Source organism: Streptomyces sp. NPDC020917 (assembly GCF_044333795.1).
Lineage (GTDB): Bacteria > Actinomycetota > Actinomycetes > Streptomycetales > Streptomycetaceae > Actinacidiphila.
On the sequence record NZ_JBIRRR010000004.1, the window covers coordinates 59,270 to 74,684 of the forward strand.

Genomic DNA, 15,415 nt, shown 5'->3' on the forward strand with positions numbered 1-15,415 from the left:
GGCCCGTGTCCCGCACGGGCCTCCTACCCAGTCTCGGAGGCACCAATGAACACCACTTCCGCATCCTCTGCCACTTCTGCCTCGTCCGCTGCCTCGGGTTCCGGCCAGGCCGGGCTGCTCGCCGGCCGGACCGCGGTGGTCTACGGCGGAGGCGGCAGCCTGGGGGCGGCGGTCGGGCTGGAGTTCGCCCGCCAGGGCGCCCGGGTCTTCCTCGCCGGCCGCACCCGCGGCCCCCTGGAGGAGGCGGCCGCGGCGATCACCGCGGTCGGCGGCCTGGCGGACGCCACCGTGCTGGACGCCCTGGACGAGCAGGCCGTCGAGGACCACCTCGCGCGGGTCGTCGAGGAGACCGGCCGGGTGGACGTCTCCTTCAACCTCATCACCCGCGGCGACGTCCAGGGCGTGCCGCTGCTCGCGATGACGCCCGACGACCTGCTGCGGGCCGTCGACGCCGGTCTGCGCGGCAACTTCCTGACCGCGCGGGCCGCCGCCCGCCGGATGAGCGAGCAGGGCTCCGGGGTGATCCTGCACCTCAACTCCGGTTCCGCGCACGGGGCGATGCCCGGCATGGGCAGCACGGGACCGGCCGACGCAGCCGTGGAGACCTTCATGCGCTACCTGGCCGCGGAGACCGGCGCGGCCGGGGTGCGGGTGTGCGGGATCTGGACGGCCGGGGTCGCCGAGACCCTCACCAAGGAGAAGCTGGCCAAGGTCGCCGGCGCGAACGCGCCCGACCCGGAGGCCGCGCTGGCCGGCATCGCCTCCATGTCCGCGCTGCACCGCACGCCCACCCTGGCCGACGTGACCGGCGCCGCCGTCTTCCTGGCCTCGGACCAGGCGAGCGGCCTGACCGGGACCGTGATGAACGTGACGGCCGGACTGGTCCTGCGCTAGGCCGTGGCGGAGTCGGCCCGGACCCGCCGGACCCGTCCCGCGCGCGACACGACCCCGGGGCATCGCCCCCGTAGGCCCACGAGGAGGCCCTCATGACCGCCGCCACCGGGGACACCCCGGAGCAGCCCACCGGCGACGCCGCCGGCTTCGCGGCCCGCGCCGAGCAGTACCGGCGGGAGCTGCACGTGCACTGCTACCGCATGCTCGCCTCGTTCGACGAGGCCGAGGACGCCGTCCAGGAGACGCTGCTGCGCGCCTGGAAGTCCCGCGACTCCTTCGAGGGGGAGCACCTGCGGGCCTGGCTGTACAAGATCGCCACCAACGTCTGCCTGGACCAGTTGCGCCGCACCTCCCGCCGCCTGACCACCGTCTCGTCGTTCGCCGAGGTGCCGTGGCTCCAGCCGTACCCCGACGGGCTGCTGGACGAGATCGCGCCGGCCGCGGAGGAGCCGGACGCGGTCGTGGTCGACCGGGAGACCATCGAACTGGCCTTCCTGGCCGCGCTGCAGGTCCTGCCGCCGCGGCAGCGGGCCGCGTTCGTGGCCCGGGACGTGCTGGGCTGGCCGGCCAACGAGTGCGCCGCGCTCCTCGGCACGTCGGTGGCCGCCGCCAACAGCGCGCTGCAGCGGGCCCGTGCGACGATGCGCGCCCATGTGCCGGAACGGCGGGCGGACTGGACGGCCGGTGACCCGAGCGCCGAGGAACGCGAGGTGCTGGAGCGGTTCATCGCGGCGCACGAGAGCGGTGACCTGGAGGCGGCGGTGGCGATCTCCGCCGAGGACCTGCGGATCACCATGCCGCCGATGCCGATGGTGTACGACGGGCTGGCGTCCCTGCGCCCGCTGATGGCCCAGGCGTTCGGCCCCGAACTGGGCGGCGACTGGCGCCTGGTGCCGACCCGCGCCAACCGCATGCCGTGCGCCGCCAGTTACCTGCGGCGCCCCGGCGACACCCTCTTCCGCGCCTTCAAGTTCGACGTGCTGCGCACCCGCGAGGGCCGCATCGCCGAGATCACCACCTTCGGCCCCGAACTCTTCCCCGCCTTCGGCCTCCCCCCGACCCTCTGACCGCCCTCACCCCGTCCCCGGCAGGCTCGTCGCACGGTCCGGAGCGTCCACGACCGGCACGCCGTGCCCGAACTGCCGGACGGCCGCGGCGATCCGGACCTCGTCGGCGTCCAGCGCCTTCGGTAGCAGGACAAGCGGGCCGCCCCACCGCCGCGCGGTGCGGGCGGCCCGCCCGGCGGTCCGTAGCCGGAACAGGCTCAGGTCCAGCATCGGCAGCTCGACGCCCTCCCGGGGCACCGGCACCACGGCGGTCACAGCCGAGCGCCGCACCACCCGGACGACCCTGATCTCGTCCCATCCCACGGTCCGCTTCCCCACGACGGTGATCCCGGAGTCGTCGATCCGCAGCACGCACCCCTGCCGCCGAAGGCGCCAGTGGGTGGCGACGGTCGTGACCACGGCCAGGCCGAACAGGGCCAGGACGACCCCGCCCAGCGCCCGGTCCCAGCCGCCGTGCCGCATCATCAGGACGTACGTGGGCACCATCCACACCATGGGCAGCAGGATCGTGCGCAGCTTCCTGGTCCGTATCTCCAGCGGCCCCGTGACCGGAACATCCCCACCCTTGGCCCCCATCGCCACCCTCCCCAGTGCTGGGCCGAGGATAGGGCGTGCGAGGGCGGACAGGCGTACGGCCCGGTCCACCGCCCTCGGGGACCAGGCCGTACGCGTTCAGGGGGACAACAAGAAACTCAGCCGAAGTAGCTGTGGAAGTTGGTGCTGAACTCCCAGTTGCTGTACTTGTCCCAGTTGATGGACCACGTCATCAGGCCGCGCAGGGCGGGCCAGCTGCCGTGGGTGGTGTAGCCGCCGCAACTGGCCTTCTTGGTCAGGCAGTCGAGGGCCTGGTCGACCTGGGCGGGGGCGGTGTAGCCGTTGCCGGCGTTGACGGAGGCGGGCAGGCCGATGCCGACCTGCGAGGGGGCCAGCGCCGGGAACATGTTGGCGGTGTTGCCGGCCACCGGGAAGCCGGTGAGCAGCATGTCCGTCATGGCGATGTGGAAGTCCGCGCCGCCCATGGTGTGATACTGGTTGTCCAGGCCCATGATCGGGCCGGAGTTGTAGTCCTGGACGGTCAGCAGCGTCAGGTCGTTGCGCAGGGCGTAGATCACCGGCAGGTACGCGCCGCACCGCGGGTCCTGCCCGCCGAACGGCCCGGAGCCGTAGAACTGGTAGCCCATCTGCACGAAGAACGTCTCGGGCGCCATCGTCAGCACGAACCCGCTGCCGTACTTGGCCTTGAGCGTCTTCAGCGCGGAGATGAGGTTGACGATCACCGGCGTCGTCGGGTTCTTGAAGTCCGTGTCACCGGTGTTCAGCGACAGCGAGTGGCCCTCGAAGTCGATGTCGATGCCGTCCAGGCCCCACTGGTCGACGATGCCGCTCACCGAGGAGACGAAGGCGTCGCGGGCCGCGGTGGTGGTCAGCTGCACCTCGCCGTTGGCGCCGCCGATCGACAGCAGCACCTTCTTGCCGGCCGCCTGCTTGGCCTTGATCGCGGCCTTGAAGTCGGCGTCGGACTCCACCGACGGGCACTCGCTGACCGAGCACCGGTTGAAGTGGATGTTGCCCGAGGTCGGCGAGTCCGTCTCGCCGAAGGCCAGGTCGATGACGTCCCAACTGCTCGGCACGTCCGCCAGCTTGGTGTAGCCGGAGCCGTTGGCGAACGTCTCGTGCAGGTAGCCGACGAGCGCGTGGGTCGGCAGTCCGCCGGAGGACGGCGGGGAGGTCGGGGGAGTGGTGGGAGGCGTGGTCGGGGGAGTGGTGGGGGGCGTCGTGGGAGGCGTCGTCGGCGGCGTGGTGGTGCCGCTGCCCGGGCCCTGGAGCGAGATGTCGTCGGCGTAGTACGCGGGCTGCCCGTACCAGCCGTGCACGTAGACCGCCGCGGTGGTCTGGCTCGCGCCGGTGGTGAACGACACGCTCAGCGGCGCGTAGGCGCCACCGGTGCCGGCCGTCCAGGTGCTGGTGCCGCCGTCCACGCCGATGTAGACGTAGGAGCCGTTGACCTGGGCGGACAGGGTGTACGTGGTGTTGGGCTGGACGCTGACGGTCTGCTTGCACTGGCCGGTGGCGCTCGCCGAGGGCGCGCCCTGGAGCGCGTAACTGCCGGAGTGGGCGTGGCCGGTGACCGCCGCGGATCCCGCGTCGCAGGTCCAGCCGGACAGGTTGCCGGACTCGAACCCGCCGTTGGTCAGGAACTCACCGGCACTGGCGGTCGGTGCGAGGGCGACGAGGCCGCCGATCGCGACGGCGCCCGCGAGGGCCGCCGTCGCCGCGACGACCGATCGTCTGCGCAGGGCAGAGGTGAGCATGGGGGGATGCTCCTTCGGGAGGAGGGCGCATGAGCATGTCACCGCGCAGCAAACAGGTCCAGACCAATCGTGTCAATGGTCCGGACCAACACCGCTGCTCCCGTGCCGCGCCGCGCCGCCCTCGCGGGGCCGTTCCCGGTAGCGCCGCCGCAGCGTCTCAGGAGCGCTTGCTCCAGGGCCACTTGGGCCCCGGCGGCGGCTTGCCCTCCGGGTCGTAGACGAAGATCCAGCGGGTGCGGTGGGTGCCGCGGACGCCCGCCTGGCGGTGGTAGACGTAGGTGGTCTCGCCGACCGGCACCTTGTACACCTTCGGCGGCTGGCCCGTCATCCCCACCAGCACCTCCAGGGCGCGCCCGTCCAGCGGGCCGCCCAGGAACTCGGTCTCCTCGTGTCGCACGGGCCCACTGTGCCACGGGCCGGGCAGATACGCTGCGCGCATGAGCAGCGAGGCGCCGGCGTACCGGAGGATGAGCGTCGAGGCGCGCCGCAAGCAGCTTCTCGCCGCGGCCGTGGACCTCTTCGGGCACCGGAGCCCGGAGGACGTGTCGGTGGACGACGTGGCGGCCGCCGCGGGCGTCTCCCGCCCGCTGGTCTACCGCTACTTCCCGGGCGGCAAGCAGCAGTTGTACGAGGCCGCGGTGCACGGCGCGGCGCAGGAGCTGATCGGCCGGTTCGCGGTGCCGAGCGAGGGCCCGCCCACCCAGCGGCTGGCGAACGCCCTGGACAGCTACCTGGCGTACGTCGACGAGCACGACGCGGCCTACGGCGCCCTGCTGCGCGGCGGCAGCGTGGCCGGGACCAGCCGCACGGACGCGATCGTGGACGACGTCCGCCGCAAGGCCGCCGAGCAGGTGCTGCACCACCTCGGGGTGACCTCGGCCGGGCCGCGGCTGTCGATGATGGTCAGGTCGTGGATCGCCTCGGTGGAGGCGGTCTCGCTGATCTGGCTGGACGAGGGCAAGCAGCCGCCGGTGGCCGAGCTGCGGACCTGGCTGGTGGACCAGTTCACCGGAGTGCTGCTGGTCACCGCGGCCGGCGACCCGGAGGCCGCCGAAGCGGCCGCCCGCGCACTGGAGTCGGAGACGGCGGACAGCCCGGCGGGGGTGCTGCTGAGGCGGCTGGCCCCGCTGGCTCCCGCGGTCGCCGCACTCGTGGAGTGACCTGTCGTCTTAAGGCCGGGTGGCCGCCCGTCGCCTGACGCGCCCTCCGGCCGCGCTCGTCACCCGCCGCGTGGCCGCGCTCACCCGGCGGGAGTGCCCGGCGCGGCGCCGCGGTCAGCCCAGCAGCCCCGACGCCTTCCACAACCGCCGGCTGGGCCCGCGGAACATCCCGATCTCCTCGAAGAAGTCCATCAGGCGCTTGGCCGACTGCCGCATCACGTCCTGCCGGTGGGGGCTGGTGCGGGCCGCCTCCGCCGCCTGCCGCGGGTCGAGCCCGACCGCCGCGTAGACCTGCGGGCTGATCAGCGACCGGGCGATGACCCGCGCGGCCTGCCCGCCCGAGGTGCGGGTGAACGCGACCTCCCAGCGCGGCGCGACGGTCATCTGGCGGCGCAGTTCCTCGCGCGCGTAGCGGATGTGCCGGGCCTCCTCGACGACGTGGATGCGGGTCACGCCGCGCACGAACGGCTGGATCCGCTCGTCCGGGAAGGTCAGCCGCTGCATCCAGTCGAGGATCTCCTCGGCCAGCAGGGTGCCGGTGAACGAACCCGGCGTGGTGGAGATGGTCTTGATGGCCCGGCCCAGCGCGTGGTCGAGCCGGGACGGCCGGTACGTCGGGGTGCCCATCTTCGTCACCGCGCGGGCGAACATCTTGCTGTGCCGGCACTCGTCGGCGATCTCGGTGAGCGCGTACCGCACGTGCGCCGAGGTCGGCTCCAGGTCGTAGGTGTGCCGCAGCAGCAGCTGCATCAGGATCGTCTCGAACCAGACGCCGACCGAACACAGCGACGCGGCCTCGTGCTTGCTCAGCTCGATCTGCTGCTCCGGGGACATCGTCCTCCACAGCGGCGTGTCGTAGAGCGAGACCAGCTCCGGCGGCCAGAACCAGCGGCCCTCCTCGAAGGGCGCCTCCCAGTCGAGCTCCGTGTCGGGGTCGAAGGAGTGCTTCGCGGAGGCGGCGAGCAGCCGCTCCGCGGTCTTCTCGCGGTCGATGAGCGTGGCGTCCATGGGTGAACATGCCTCCGGTGCATGAGGGTTACCGTCGGTACCAGTCTTATGAGACTCTGTGTCAACAAGGCCGTCAACCCCTCGTGCAGCAAGTGATGGGAGCCGCCCATGTCGACCGAAGGCCTCTACACGCAGCCGCCCGCCGAGTGGAGCTGGCAGGTGCCGGCGCACGGCTCGGCCCGCTTCTCCTGGGAGTACGACGACGGGCGCGAGCGGCTGCTCGCCCTGTACCAGAAGGGCAAGGACAAGCAGTGGGACGCGGTCCGGCGGATCGACTGGGACCTGGAGGTCGACCCGACCGATCCGCTGGGCACCCCCGACGAGGCCATGACCCTGTACGGCACCCGCTACTGGGACGCGATGACCGAGAAGGACCGCGGGCTGCTGCGCCAGCACTACACCGCCTGGCAGTTCAGCCAGTTCCTGCACGGCGAGCAGGGCGCGATGGTGTGCGCGGCGCGGATCGTGGAGTCGGCCCCCGACCTGGACGCGAAGTTCTACTCGGCGACCCAGACCATGGACGAGGCCCGGCACGCCGAGGTCTACGGCCGCTTCCTGCACGAGAAGGTCGGGATGCTCTACCCGATCAACGACAACCTGCAGAGCCTGCTCGGCGACACGCTGCGCGACTCCCGCTGGGACATGCCCTACCTCGGGATGCAGGTGCTCATCGAGGGCCTGGCGCTGGCCGCGTTCGGCATGATCCGCGACACCACCACCAAGCCGCTGCCCAAGCAGATCCTCGCCTACGTGATGCAGGACGAGGCCCGGCACGTCGCGTTCGGCCGGATGGCGCTGCGCGACCACTACCGGCAGCTGACCGACGCCGAACTGCGCGAGCGCGAGGAGTTCGTGATCGAGGGCTGCTACCTGATGCGCGACCGGCTGCGCGGGGTGGAGGTGCTGGAGAACTTCGGCATCCCGGCCGCCGAGGCGTCCGAGCTGACCGAGAAGTCGGAGTTCCTGCACCTGTTCAGGAAGCTGCTGTTCAGCCGGATCGTGCCGTGCGTGAAGGACATCGGGCTGTGGGGCCCGCGGCTGCAGAAGGCCTACCTGGACATGGGCGTCTTCGATCTCGGCGACTCCAACCTCGACCTGCTGATGGCCCAGGACGAGGAGGTCGCCGAGCAGCTGGACGCCGAGCGCTTCGCCGCCGAGGAGGCCGCACGGGTCGCCGAGGTGACGGACGCGATCGCCGAGGGCGCGGCCGGGGCGTGAGCCGGGGGGCGAGCCGGGCCGCGGGGTGAGGCGCGGCGCCGCACGGGGCGGGCGCACGGGGTGAACCGCGCATTCCGGGACCCCCGGAAGATCACGGACAGACTGTCCGTACGCTTGTCCGATGATCGAGGGACCGAGATCGCGTCGTGCCGCCCGCCGGGCCCGGCAGCGCCGCCGGCGCCGGAACACCGCGCTGGCGCTGACCGCCGGGCTGCTCGTCGTCGGCGCCGGGGTCTACCTGGTGGCCGGCCGGGGCGGCGGGTCCGCCGACGCCGCCGACGCGACTCCCTCGCAGGGCGCCCCCGCCCCCGGCGGAACGGCCGCCCCCGCCGGGGTGCCCGCGGCAGGGAAGACCCCCACGCACCCCGCCGAGCCGTCCGGCACCCTCACCCTCGCGTTCGCCGGCGACGTCCACTTCACCGAGCGCACCGCCGCGCGGCTCGGTGTCGACCCGGCGCTCGGCCCGATGGCCGCGCCGCTGTCCGCCGCCGACTTCGCCATGGTCAACCTGGAGTCGGCGATCACCACCCGGGGCGTGCCGCAGCCGAAGAAGTACCACTTCAGGACCACCCCGCAGGCTCTCGACGCGCTGCGCCGCTCCGGCATCGACGCCGTCACCATGGCCAACAACCACTCGGTGGACTACGGCGCGCAGGGCCTGGCCGACAGCATCGACGCCAAGCACGCCTCGCCGATACCCGTGGTGGGCATAGGCGCCGACGACACCGAGGCGTACCGCCCGTACACCACCACCATCAACGGCGTGCGGCTCGCCGTCCTCGCCGCCAGCCAGGTGTACGACATCACCAACCAGAACTGGCGCGCGGGGCCGGGCAAACCGGGCATAGCCTCCGCGCTCGACCGGCCCCGGCTGCTGAAGGCGGTCCGCGCCGCCCGCGCCCACGCCGACGTCGTGGTCGTGTACCTGCACTGGGGCACCGAGGGCCAGAGCTGCCCGGGGCCCGAGCAGAAGTCGATCGCCGCCGACCTGTCCGCGGCCGGCGCCACCGCCGTCGTCGGCACCCACGCGCACGTCATGCTCGGCTCCGGCATGCTCGGACCGACCTACGTCGCCTACGGCTTCGGCAACTTCCTCTGGTACGGCTCCTCTCCGTACCCGCACTCCGACCAGACCGGGGTGACCACGCTCACCATCACCCACGGCCGGGTCGCCGGGGCCCGGTTCACCCCGGCGGTGGTGGACGGCCAGGGCGTGCCCGAACCGCAGACCGGCACGGCCGGCAGGACCGTCACCGACCGGTACAACTCCCTGCGGGGGTGCACCGGTCTGACGGCCGCGCCGTAATATCGTCGGAGCGCCTTCCGGCGGTCGCGGACGCACATACGTCCGGATTCTGTAACGGCCGGGCCGCGCGGCGACCTGCGCGGAACCGCGTCCACGGGACGCCGCATCTCACGTTGCGCGGCCCGGCGCACGCACCAGACCAGCGCACCAGGGGCCGAAGGACCACAGGTGGGGACGGGGAACACACGATGACCGAACAGCGGGGAATACGGGCGCGTTTCAGGACGGCGCCGCAGTGGGTGGCCGTCAGCGCGGCCGTCGTCGTGGTCGTCGTCGCCGCGGTGACCACCGCGCTCGTCGCGCCCGGTCCGCACGGCGGATCCGCGCAGGCCGCCGCGCCGGTCGTGCCCGGCGGGCAGCCGGCGACGTCCGCGAGCACGGCCGGCTCTCCCGGCAGCTCCGCGAAGCCGCCGGCCCACAGCGCGAAGCCGCCCGTGGTGCCCGACTCGATCGTGCACGCGGCCGAGGCGGCCGGCCCGGCCGTCAACATCACCATCGACGACGGGCCCGACCCGGTGTGGACCCCGCAGGTCCTCCAGGTGCTCAAGCAGCACCACGTGCACGCCACGTTCTGCATGATCGGCCCGCAGGCCGCCGCCCACCCCGACATCGTCCGGCAGGTCGTCGCCGCGGGCCACCGGCTGTGCGACCACACCGTGCACCACGACACGGGCATGGACCACAAGCCGTACGCGTACCAGAAGTCCGAGATCATGGACGCGCTGCAGATGATCGAGACCGCCTCCGGCGGCGCCCGCGTGTACTACTACCGCGCGCCCGGCGGCGCGTTCACCCCGGCCAGCCGCGCGCTCGCCGCGCAGAACGGCATGCGGCCGCTCGGCTGGAACGTCGACACCAAGGACTTCGACCGTCCCGGCGTCTCGGCGATCGTCGACACCGTGAAGGACGAGATCCACAACGGCCCGACGATCCTCTTCCACGACGGCGGCGGGCAGCGCGCCCAGACGGTCGCCGCCCTCGACAAGACGCTGACCTGGCTCAAGGGGCAGGGCTACACGTTCAGTTTCCCGAAGGTGAGCTGAACTCCCCGGTCGGCTCCGGCGAGGACAGCACCGCCTGCATCACCGCCCTGGCGATCGGCGCCGCGTTGCCGCCGCCGGAGATGTCCGCCCGCTGGGCCTCCGCGTCCTCCACCACCACGGCCACCGCCACCGTCGCGTGGCCGACGTTCTCCGGCCTTGCGTAGCTGATGAACCAGGCATACGGCGTACCGGTGTTGGCCAGGCCGTGCTGAGCGGTGCCGGTCTTGCCGCCGACCACCGCCCCCGGGATCGCGGCGTTCCCGCCGGTGCCGTCGGTGACCACCGCCTCCATCAGCATCTGCAACTGCCGGGCCGTCCTGGCGCTGACCGCCTGGTGCAGCAGCGAGGGGCGGCCGGTGGAGACGGTGATCCCGTTGTGGTTGGTCACCCGGTCCACCAGATAGGGCCGCATCAGCCTGCCGCCGTCGCCGACCGCGGCCGCCACCATCGCCATCTGCAGCGGCGTCGCGGTGGTGTCGAACTGCCCGATCGAGGACAGGCCCACCTGGTCGGGGCCCATGGCGGTGTCCACCGTGCTCTTGGCGACGCTCGCCGGGATCCGCAGCCGGGTGTCGTTGAAGCCGAACGCCTGCGCCTGGTCGACCACCCCGTGCGGCCCCAGATCGGTGCCGAGCTTGGCGAACACGGTGTTGCAGGAGATCCGGAACGCGTCGTAGACGCTCGCGTCGCGGCACCCGTCGGACTCGTTCGTCAGGTCCACCAGGGTGCCCTCCAGCCGGTACGGGTCCGGGGAGTTCGTCGGCGCCATCACGTCCTTGACCAGGCCCTGCTGCAGCGCCGCGGCGGCGGTCACCACCTTGAAGGTCGAACCGGGCGGGTACGTCTGCCGGATCGCCCGGTCCAGCATCGGCTGGTTCCGGTCCGCGTTCAGCCGCGTCCAGGCCGCGGTCACCCCGGGCCCGCTGCCGGACAGCAGCGACGGGTCGTACGACGGCGACGAGACCAGCGCCAGGATCCGGCCGGTGGCCGGGTCGAGCGCGGCCACCGCGCCCCGGCGCCCGGCCAGGCCCGCGTACGCGGCCCGCTGCGCCGCCGGGTCGATGGTGGTGTCCACGTCGCCGCCGCGCTGCCGGGCCCGGGTCAGCTCGTGCCACAGCGGGGTGGTGTCCAGCGCCGGGCTGGTGCCGGCCAGCAGGGCGTCCTCGGTGCCCTCCAGCAGCGTGGCGCCGTAGGTCTGGGAGGCGAAGCCGGTCACCGGCGCGTACAGCGGGCCCTCCAGGTACGTGCGCTCGTAGCGCAACTGCCCCAGGGTGGCCCGTGATCCGGTGACCCGCTGCCCGCCCACCAGGATGTTGCCGCGCGGCTGGTGGTACCGCTCGATGGCGATCCGGCGGTTGGCCGGGTTCCCGGTGAACTTCCCGGCCTGCAGCACCTGGACGCGGGCGGTGTTGACCAGCACCGCGGCCAGCAGCAGGGCGCAGAAGACGGCGGCGTGCCGCATGCAGCGGTTCACCGCGGCGCCTCCCCGGTGCGCGCCGCCGTCGGGGCGGGGACGTCGGGGCCGGGACCGTCCGCGGGTTCGGGCCGGCGGGCCCGGTCGCTGATCCTGATCAGCACCGCCACGATGATCCAGTTGGTCACCACCGACGAGCCGCCCTGCGCCAGGAACGGCATCGCCATGCCGGTCAGCGGGATCAGGTCCATCACCCCGCCGGCGATCACGAACACCTGGAGCGCCAGGATGGAGGCGAGCCCGGCCGCCAGCAGCCGCCCGAACGGGTCGCGCAGCGACAGCCCGGCCTTGAAGCCCCGGTTGACCAGCAGCGCGTACAGCAGCAGCAGGGCGCTCAGTCCGACCAGCCCCAACTCCTCGCCGGCGGTGGCCAGCACGAAGTCGGACTTGGCGGCGAAGCCGATCAGGTACGAGTAGCCCTGGCCGAGACCGGTGCCCAGCACCCCGCCGTCGGCGAACGCGAACAGCGACTGGGCGAGCTGGCTGGGACCGAGCCCGGCGTCGATGGTCCGGAACGGGTGCAGCCAGTCCAGCACCCGGCTGTGCACGTGCGGCTCCAGGCGCCCCGCCGCGTACGCCCCCAGCGAGGCCAGCAGCAGCCCCACCGCGATCCAGCCGGTGCGGCCGGTGGCCACGTACAGCATCACCACGAACAGGCAGAAGAACAGCAGCGAGGTGCCCAGGTCCCGCTCGACGGCCAGCACGCCCACGCTCATCAGCCAGATCGCCAGCACCGGGCCGAGCACCCGGCCGGTGGGCAGCTGCATGCGGCGCAGCACCCGGCGGCCGGTGTACGCCAGCGCCGCGCGGTTGGCCGACAGGTAGGCGGCGAAGAACACCGCGAGCAGCACCTTCGCGAACTCGCCCGGCTGGAGGGAGAATCCGGCGAACCGCACCCAGATCTTGGCGCCGTTCACCGCGGGGAAGGCGATCGGCGCCACCAGCAGCACCAGCGCGAGCGTCACGCAGATGTAGGCGTACCTGGCCAGCAGCCGGTGGTCGCGCAGCGCCAGCACCACGACGATGAACAGCCCCACCCCGGTCGCCGACCAGATCAGCTGCGCCGGCGCGGCCTTCGGGCCCAGCGACGGCTCCAGGTCCAGCCGGTAGATCAGCACCAGCCCGATGCCGTTGAGCAGCACGGCGATCGGCAGCAGCAGCGGGTCGGCGTACGCGGCGCTGGTGCGCACCGCGAGATGGGCGAGCAGGGCCAGGCCCGCCAGTCCGGCGCCGTAGCCGAGCGTGCCGGGCGGCACCGCGCCGTTCCTGGCCAGCCCGACCTCGGCGTACCCGTACATGGAGACCAGCACGGCGGCGACGATCAGCGACAGCTCGACCCCGCGGCGGCGGGGCCGCTGCGGGGCCGGCGGGGGAGGAGCGGTGGGGGCGGTCGCCGACGGGGCGCTCATGGGCGGCCACGGTAGCAACCGGTGACCCATATGTCCGTTAGGTGCGGCATGCGGCCCCGGGCTGTCCCTCCGGTGGGCGGCAGCAGGGACGTAGGGTGACCGGTGTGATGGTTCCCGACGAACTCGCCGACCTGCCGTACGCGGACCTGCTGCAGCCCCACACCGGCCCGTTGACCGTCGAAGGCGACTACGACACGGTCCACTTCGACGGCCTCACGTACCAGGACGGCGAGGCGGCCAACGGCTCGCGCTTCCTGGAGTCCGCCGTCACCGACTGCCTGTTCGCCGACACCAACCTGCGGCGCACCCGCTTCAACGACGTCTGGGCCTCCGGGACCCGGTTCACCGGCGTCTCCCTCGCCGAGACCGACTGGCTCGACTCCGCGCTGACCGGCTGCTCGCTGGCCGGCGTGGAGTTCTTCGGCGCCGTGCTGCGCCGCGTGGTGCTGCGCCGCTGCAAGCTCGACTCGGTCAACCTGCGCGGCACCGCCCTGCACGACGTGGTCTTCGAGGACTGCGTGCTGAAGGACGTGGACTTCGGGGAGGCGAAGCTGGCCGGCGTGACCTTCCCCGGCAGCCGGCTGGAGCGGGCCCGGTTCGGCCGGGCCACCCTGGCCAAGGCCGACCTGCGCGGCGCGGTGGCCATCGACCTCGCCGACGGCTACGACAGCCTGCGCGGCGCGGTCATCAGCTCCAGCCAGCTGCTCGACCTGGCGCCCGCGCTGGCCGCCACGCTCGGCATCACCGTCGCGGACCGTTGAACCGGGCCGCCGGAACGCCTGCCGTCCCGGCGGCCGGAACAACCGCAGAACCGGTGCGCGTTCCCGCACAAGGGCACGGGTGCGCGTTCCCGCACCACGGCGCGGGCGCGCGTTCCGGCGCCACTTCGCAACCCCACCCTCCTCAGGAGAACCCCGTGAGCACTGTGTACGACATCCCGCTGCGCACCCTGGACGGCGCCGCCACCTCGCTCGCCGACCACCGCGGCAAGGCCGTCCTGGTGGTGAACGTCGCGTCCAAGTGCGGACTGACGCCGCAGTACGAGGGCCTGGAGCGGCTGCAGAAGCGTTACGCCGACCGCGGCTTCACCGTCCTCGGCGTGCCCTGCAACCAGTTCGGCGGCCAGGAGCCCGGTACCGCCGAGGAGATCCAGACCTTCTGCTCCACGACCTACGGCGTCAGCTTCCCGATGCTGGAGAAGATCGAGGTCAACGGCGCCGGCCGGCACCCGCTGTACGACGTGCTGACGCAGGTCCCGGACGCGTCGGGCGAGGCCGGCGACATCACCTGGAACTTCGAGAAGTTCCTCGTCGGCCCCGGCGGCGAGGTCGTCGGGCGGTTCCGCCCGCGCACCGAGCCGGAGGCGGCGGAGGTCACCGGGGCGATCGAGGCACAGCTGGAGAAGTGACCGCTGCAGGGCACTCCGGGGCACGTGTGACCCCGTGTGACCAGGGGTTCGTCCCCTCCCGGGGTGCCCTAGATGCGCGAACGCGCCATGGCAGAATCCGGCCCGTCGGTGGACATTGTCCGGATCACCCCCTTCCTGGAACGCTCTGAGTACCGCCTCGACGAGGAAGGGACAGTGGCAGTGCAGGAGATCGAGTTCCGTAGCGGACACCTGTGTGTCGACACGGACCCTGCCCTGTGCGTTCCTTGCCAGGAGCGGTTGGATCGGCAACTCGCCTTGCTTCCCCGGGTATACGGCGAGTTGGAGGTTGCGCTCGTACCGGCGCCGGACTCCGGCGACCGATGGACCGGCACTGCCCGGCCCGGCATCCCCCTGAACGGGCCGGCTGTCGAGGCGCGCGCCGCAATTCGAGGCACTCTCGCCTCCTGGGCCGATCTGATAGTCGAGGGCCGCACCGTCCGTCTCCCCCTACGGACGGTGCCGGCCCTCGCAGCCTTCCTCCGGCGCCACCTCGGCTGGCTGGCCGTTCACCCGGCCGCGGACGAGGCGGCGACGGAGATCGACGCACTCCTGCAGCGGTCGCTCGCGATCGCCCGCTCCCAGCCGGAGACCCTGGCCGCGGGCGGGCGCGACGCCGCCTGAGCGGCCGCTACCCCTTCCCCCCCACCCCTTCCGCTCCTTCCCCCCACCGCTCCCGCCGCCTGCGCGCCTGGTCGCCCCCACCGCTCCTCCGGCCGGCTCGCCCCACTCGTGCCCCGGCATCCGTCGCCGTGCGTTCCGACGTGTCCGGGCGAACTCCCCCCACAGGAAAAAGCTGTACGGCCCGCGATGATTCGCGGGCCGTACAGCTGACGAGGAAAGTGCCGGACTACGGGATCCAGTTGGCCGGAGCGGCGTTGGGGATCCAGTTGTCCGGAGACGCGTCATCGGCCGGGGCCTCCGGCGCGTTCGGAATCCAGTTCGCCGGAGCGGCGTTGGGGATCCAGTTGTCCGGCTCGGCGTTCGGAATCCAGTTGTCCGGGGTGGGGTCTGCGGCTGTGGCGGCCGGCGCGGCCGGCGCGCTTTCGGCGATCGCGGCGACGGCGCCGATCGTCGACAGGCCGAGGACCAAGGCTG

Annotated in this window: 16 protein-coding genes; 9 read left to right on the forward strand and 7 right to left on the reverse strand. The window is 72.7% G+C overall.

The features are described 5' to 3' along the window. Nucleotides 1-45 precede the first annotated feature (45 nt). Together ACH4TG_RS10220 and ACH4TG_RS10225 are read left to right on the forward strand one after the other, a co-directional pair. The gene (locus ACH4TG_RS10220) at nucleotides 46-894 is read left to right on the forward strand and encodes an SDR family NAD(P)-dependent oxidoreductase (RefSeq protein ID WP_398241738.1); all 849 of its coding nucleotides are present in this window, start codon (nucleotides 46-48) and stop codon (nucleotides 892-894) included. Between the two features lie 92 nt (nucleotides 895-986). Continuing rightward, the gene (locus ACH4TG_RS10225; RefSeq protein WP_398241739.1) at nucleotides 987-1,961 is read left to right on the forward strand and encodes an RNA polymerase subunit sigma-70; all 975 of its coding nucleotides are present in this window, start codon (nucleotides 987-989) and stop codon (nucleotides 1,959-1,961) included. A 6-nt stretch (nucleotides 1,962-1,967) separates the two neighbouring features. Here ACH4TG_RS10225 and ACH4TG_RS10230 read toward each other — a convergent pair whose 3' ends face one another. From ACH4TG_RS10230 to ACH4TG_RS10240, 3 genes are all read right to left on the reverse strand, one after another. Beyond that, nucleotides 1,968-2,537: a hypothetical protein gene (locus ACH4TG_RS10230; RefSeq protein ID WP_398241740.1), complete on the reverse strand. Its 570-nt coding sequence runs from the start codon at nucleotides 2,535-2,537 to the stop codon at nucleotides 1,968-1,970. Nucleotides 2,538-2,653: 116 nt separating this feature from the next. Beyond that, nucleotides 2,654-4,273, reverse strand: coding sequence for a chitinase (locus ACH4TG_RS10235; protein WP_398241741.1), 1,620 nt, complete (start codon nucleotides 4,271-4,273; stop codon nucleotides 2,654-2,656). Nucleotides 4,274-4,430: 157 nt separating this feature from the next. Continuing rightward, on the reverse strand, nucleotides 4,431-4,670 hold the full coding sequence (locus tag ACH4TG_RS10240) for a hypothetical protein (protein ID WP_398241742.1): 240 nt from the start codon (nucleotides 4,668-4,670) through the stop codon (nucleotides 4,431-4,433). Nucleotides 4,671-4,710: 40 nt separating this feature from the next. On the opposite strand from ACH4TG_RS10240, the gene ACH4TG_RS10245 reads away from it, so the two are divergent. Then, nucleotides 4,711-5,433: a TetR/AcrR family transcriptional regulator gene (locus ACH4TG_RS10245; protein ID WP_398241743.1), complete on the forward strand. Its 723-nt coding sequence runs from the start codon at nucleotides 4,711-4,713 to the stop codon at nucleotides 5,431-5,433. 114 nt (nucleotides 5,434-5,547) lie between these two features. On the opposite strand, the gene ACH4TG_RS10250 is transcribed toward ACH4TG_RS10245, so the two are convergent. Further along, the gene (locus ACH4TG_RS10250) at nucleotides 5,548-6,441 is read right to left on the reverse strand and encodes a diiron oxygenase (RefSeq protein WP_398241744.1); all 894 of its coding nucleotides are present in this window, start codon (nucleotides 6,439-6,441) and stop codon (nucleotides 5,548-5,550) included. Between the two features lie 108 nt (nucleotides 6,442-6,549). On the opposite strand from ACH4TG_RS10250, the gene ACH4TG_RS10255 reads away from it, so the two are divergent. The 3 genes from ACH4TG_RS10255 to ACH4TG_RS10265 all read left to right on the forward strand — a co-directional run bounded on the left by ACH4TG_RS10255 (nucleotide 6,550) and on the right by ACH4TG_RS10265 (nucleotide 10,008). Further along, a complete protein-coding gene (locus ACH4TG_RS10255; RefSeq protein WP_398241745.1) occupies nucleotides 6,550-7,659 on the forward strand; it encodes a ferritin-like domain-containing protein in 1,110 nt (369 codons plus the stop codon). A 121-nt stretch (nucleotides 7,660-7,780) separates the two neighbouring features. Beyond that, the gene (locus ACH4TG_RS10260; RefSeq protein ID WP_398241746.1) at nucleotides 7,781-8,965 is read left to right on the forward strand and encodes a CapA family protein; all 1,185 of its coding nucleotides are present in this window, start codon (nucleotides 7,781-7,783) and stop codon (nucleotides 8,963-8,965) included. A 188-nt stretch (nucleotides 8,966-9,153) separates the two neighbouring features. Next, the gene (locus tag ACH4TG_RS10265; RefSeq protein ID WP_398241747.1) at nucleotides 9,154-10,008 is read left to right on the forward strand and encodes a polysaccharide deacetylase family protein; all 855 of its coding nucleotides are present in this window, start codon (nucleotides 9,154-9,156) and stop codon (nucleotides 10,006-10,008) included. Here the strand turns inward: ACH4TG_RS10265 and ACH4TG_RS10270 are convergent. After that, on the reverse strand, nucleotides 9,986-11,482 hold the full coding sequence (locus ACH4TG_RS10270) for a penicillin-binding transpeptidase domain-containing protein (RefSeq protein WP_398241748.1): 1,497 nt from the start codon (nucleotides 11,480-11,482) through the stop codon (nucleotides 9,986-9,988). The genes ACH4TG_RS10265 and ACH4TG_RS10270 overlap by 23 nt on opposite strands. Then, nucleotides 11,479-12,891, reverse strand: a complete 1,413-nt coding sequence (locus tag ACH4TG_RS10275) for an FtsW/RodA/SpoVE family cell cycle protein (RefSeq protein WP_398241749.1) — start codon at nucleotides 12,889-12,891, stop codon at nucleotides 11,479-11,481. The genes ACH4TG_RS10270 and ACH4TG_RS10275 overlap by 4 nt, the downstream gene beginning before the upstream one ends. A gap of 107 nt (nucleotides 12,892-12,998) precedes the next feature. On the opposite strand from ACH4TG_RS10275, the gene ACH4TG_RS10280 reads away from it, so the two are divergent. From ACH4TG_RS10280 to ACH4TG_RS10290, 3 genes are all read left to right on the forward strand, one after another. After that, complete coding sequence (locus tag ACH4TG_RS10280; RefSeq protein ID WP_398242119.1) at nucleotides 12,999-13,652, forward strand: pentapeptide repeat-containing protein; 654 nt, start codon at nucleotides 12,999-13,001, stop codon at nucleotides 13,650-13,652. A 155-nt stretch (nucleotides 13,653-13,807) separates the two neighbouring features. Next, on the forward strand, nucleotides 13,808-14,299 hold the full coding sequence (locus ACH4TG_RS10285; RefSeq protein WP_398241750.1) for a glutathione peroxidase: 492 nt from the start codon (nucleotides 13,808-13,810) through the stop codon (nucleotides 14,297-14,299). A gap of 72 nt (nucleotides 14,300-14,371) precedes the next feature. Continuing rightward, nucleotides 14,372-14,941, forward strand: a complete 570-nt coding sequence (locus tag ACH4TG_RS10290; protein ID WP_398241751.1) for a hypothetical protein — start codon at nucleotides 14,372-14,374, stop codon at nucleotides 14,939-14,941. Nucleotides 14,942-15,167: 226 nt separating this feature from the next. Here ACH4TG_RS10290 and ACH4TG_RS10295 read toward each other — a convergent pair whose 3' ends face one another. Continuing rightward, on the reverse strand, nucleotides 15,168-15,410 hold the full coding sequence (locus ACH4TG_RS10295; RefSeq protein WP_398241752.1) for a hypothetical protein: 243 nt from the start codon (nucleotides 15,408-15,410) through the stop codon (nucleotides 15,168-15,170). Between the last annotated feature and the right edge of the window lie 5 nt (nucleotides 15,411-15,415).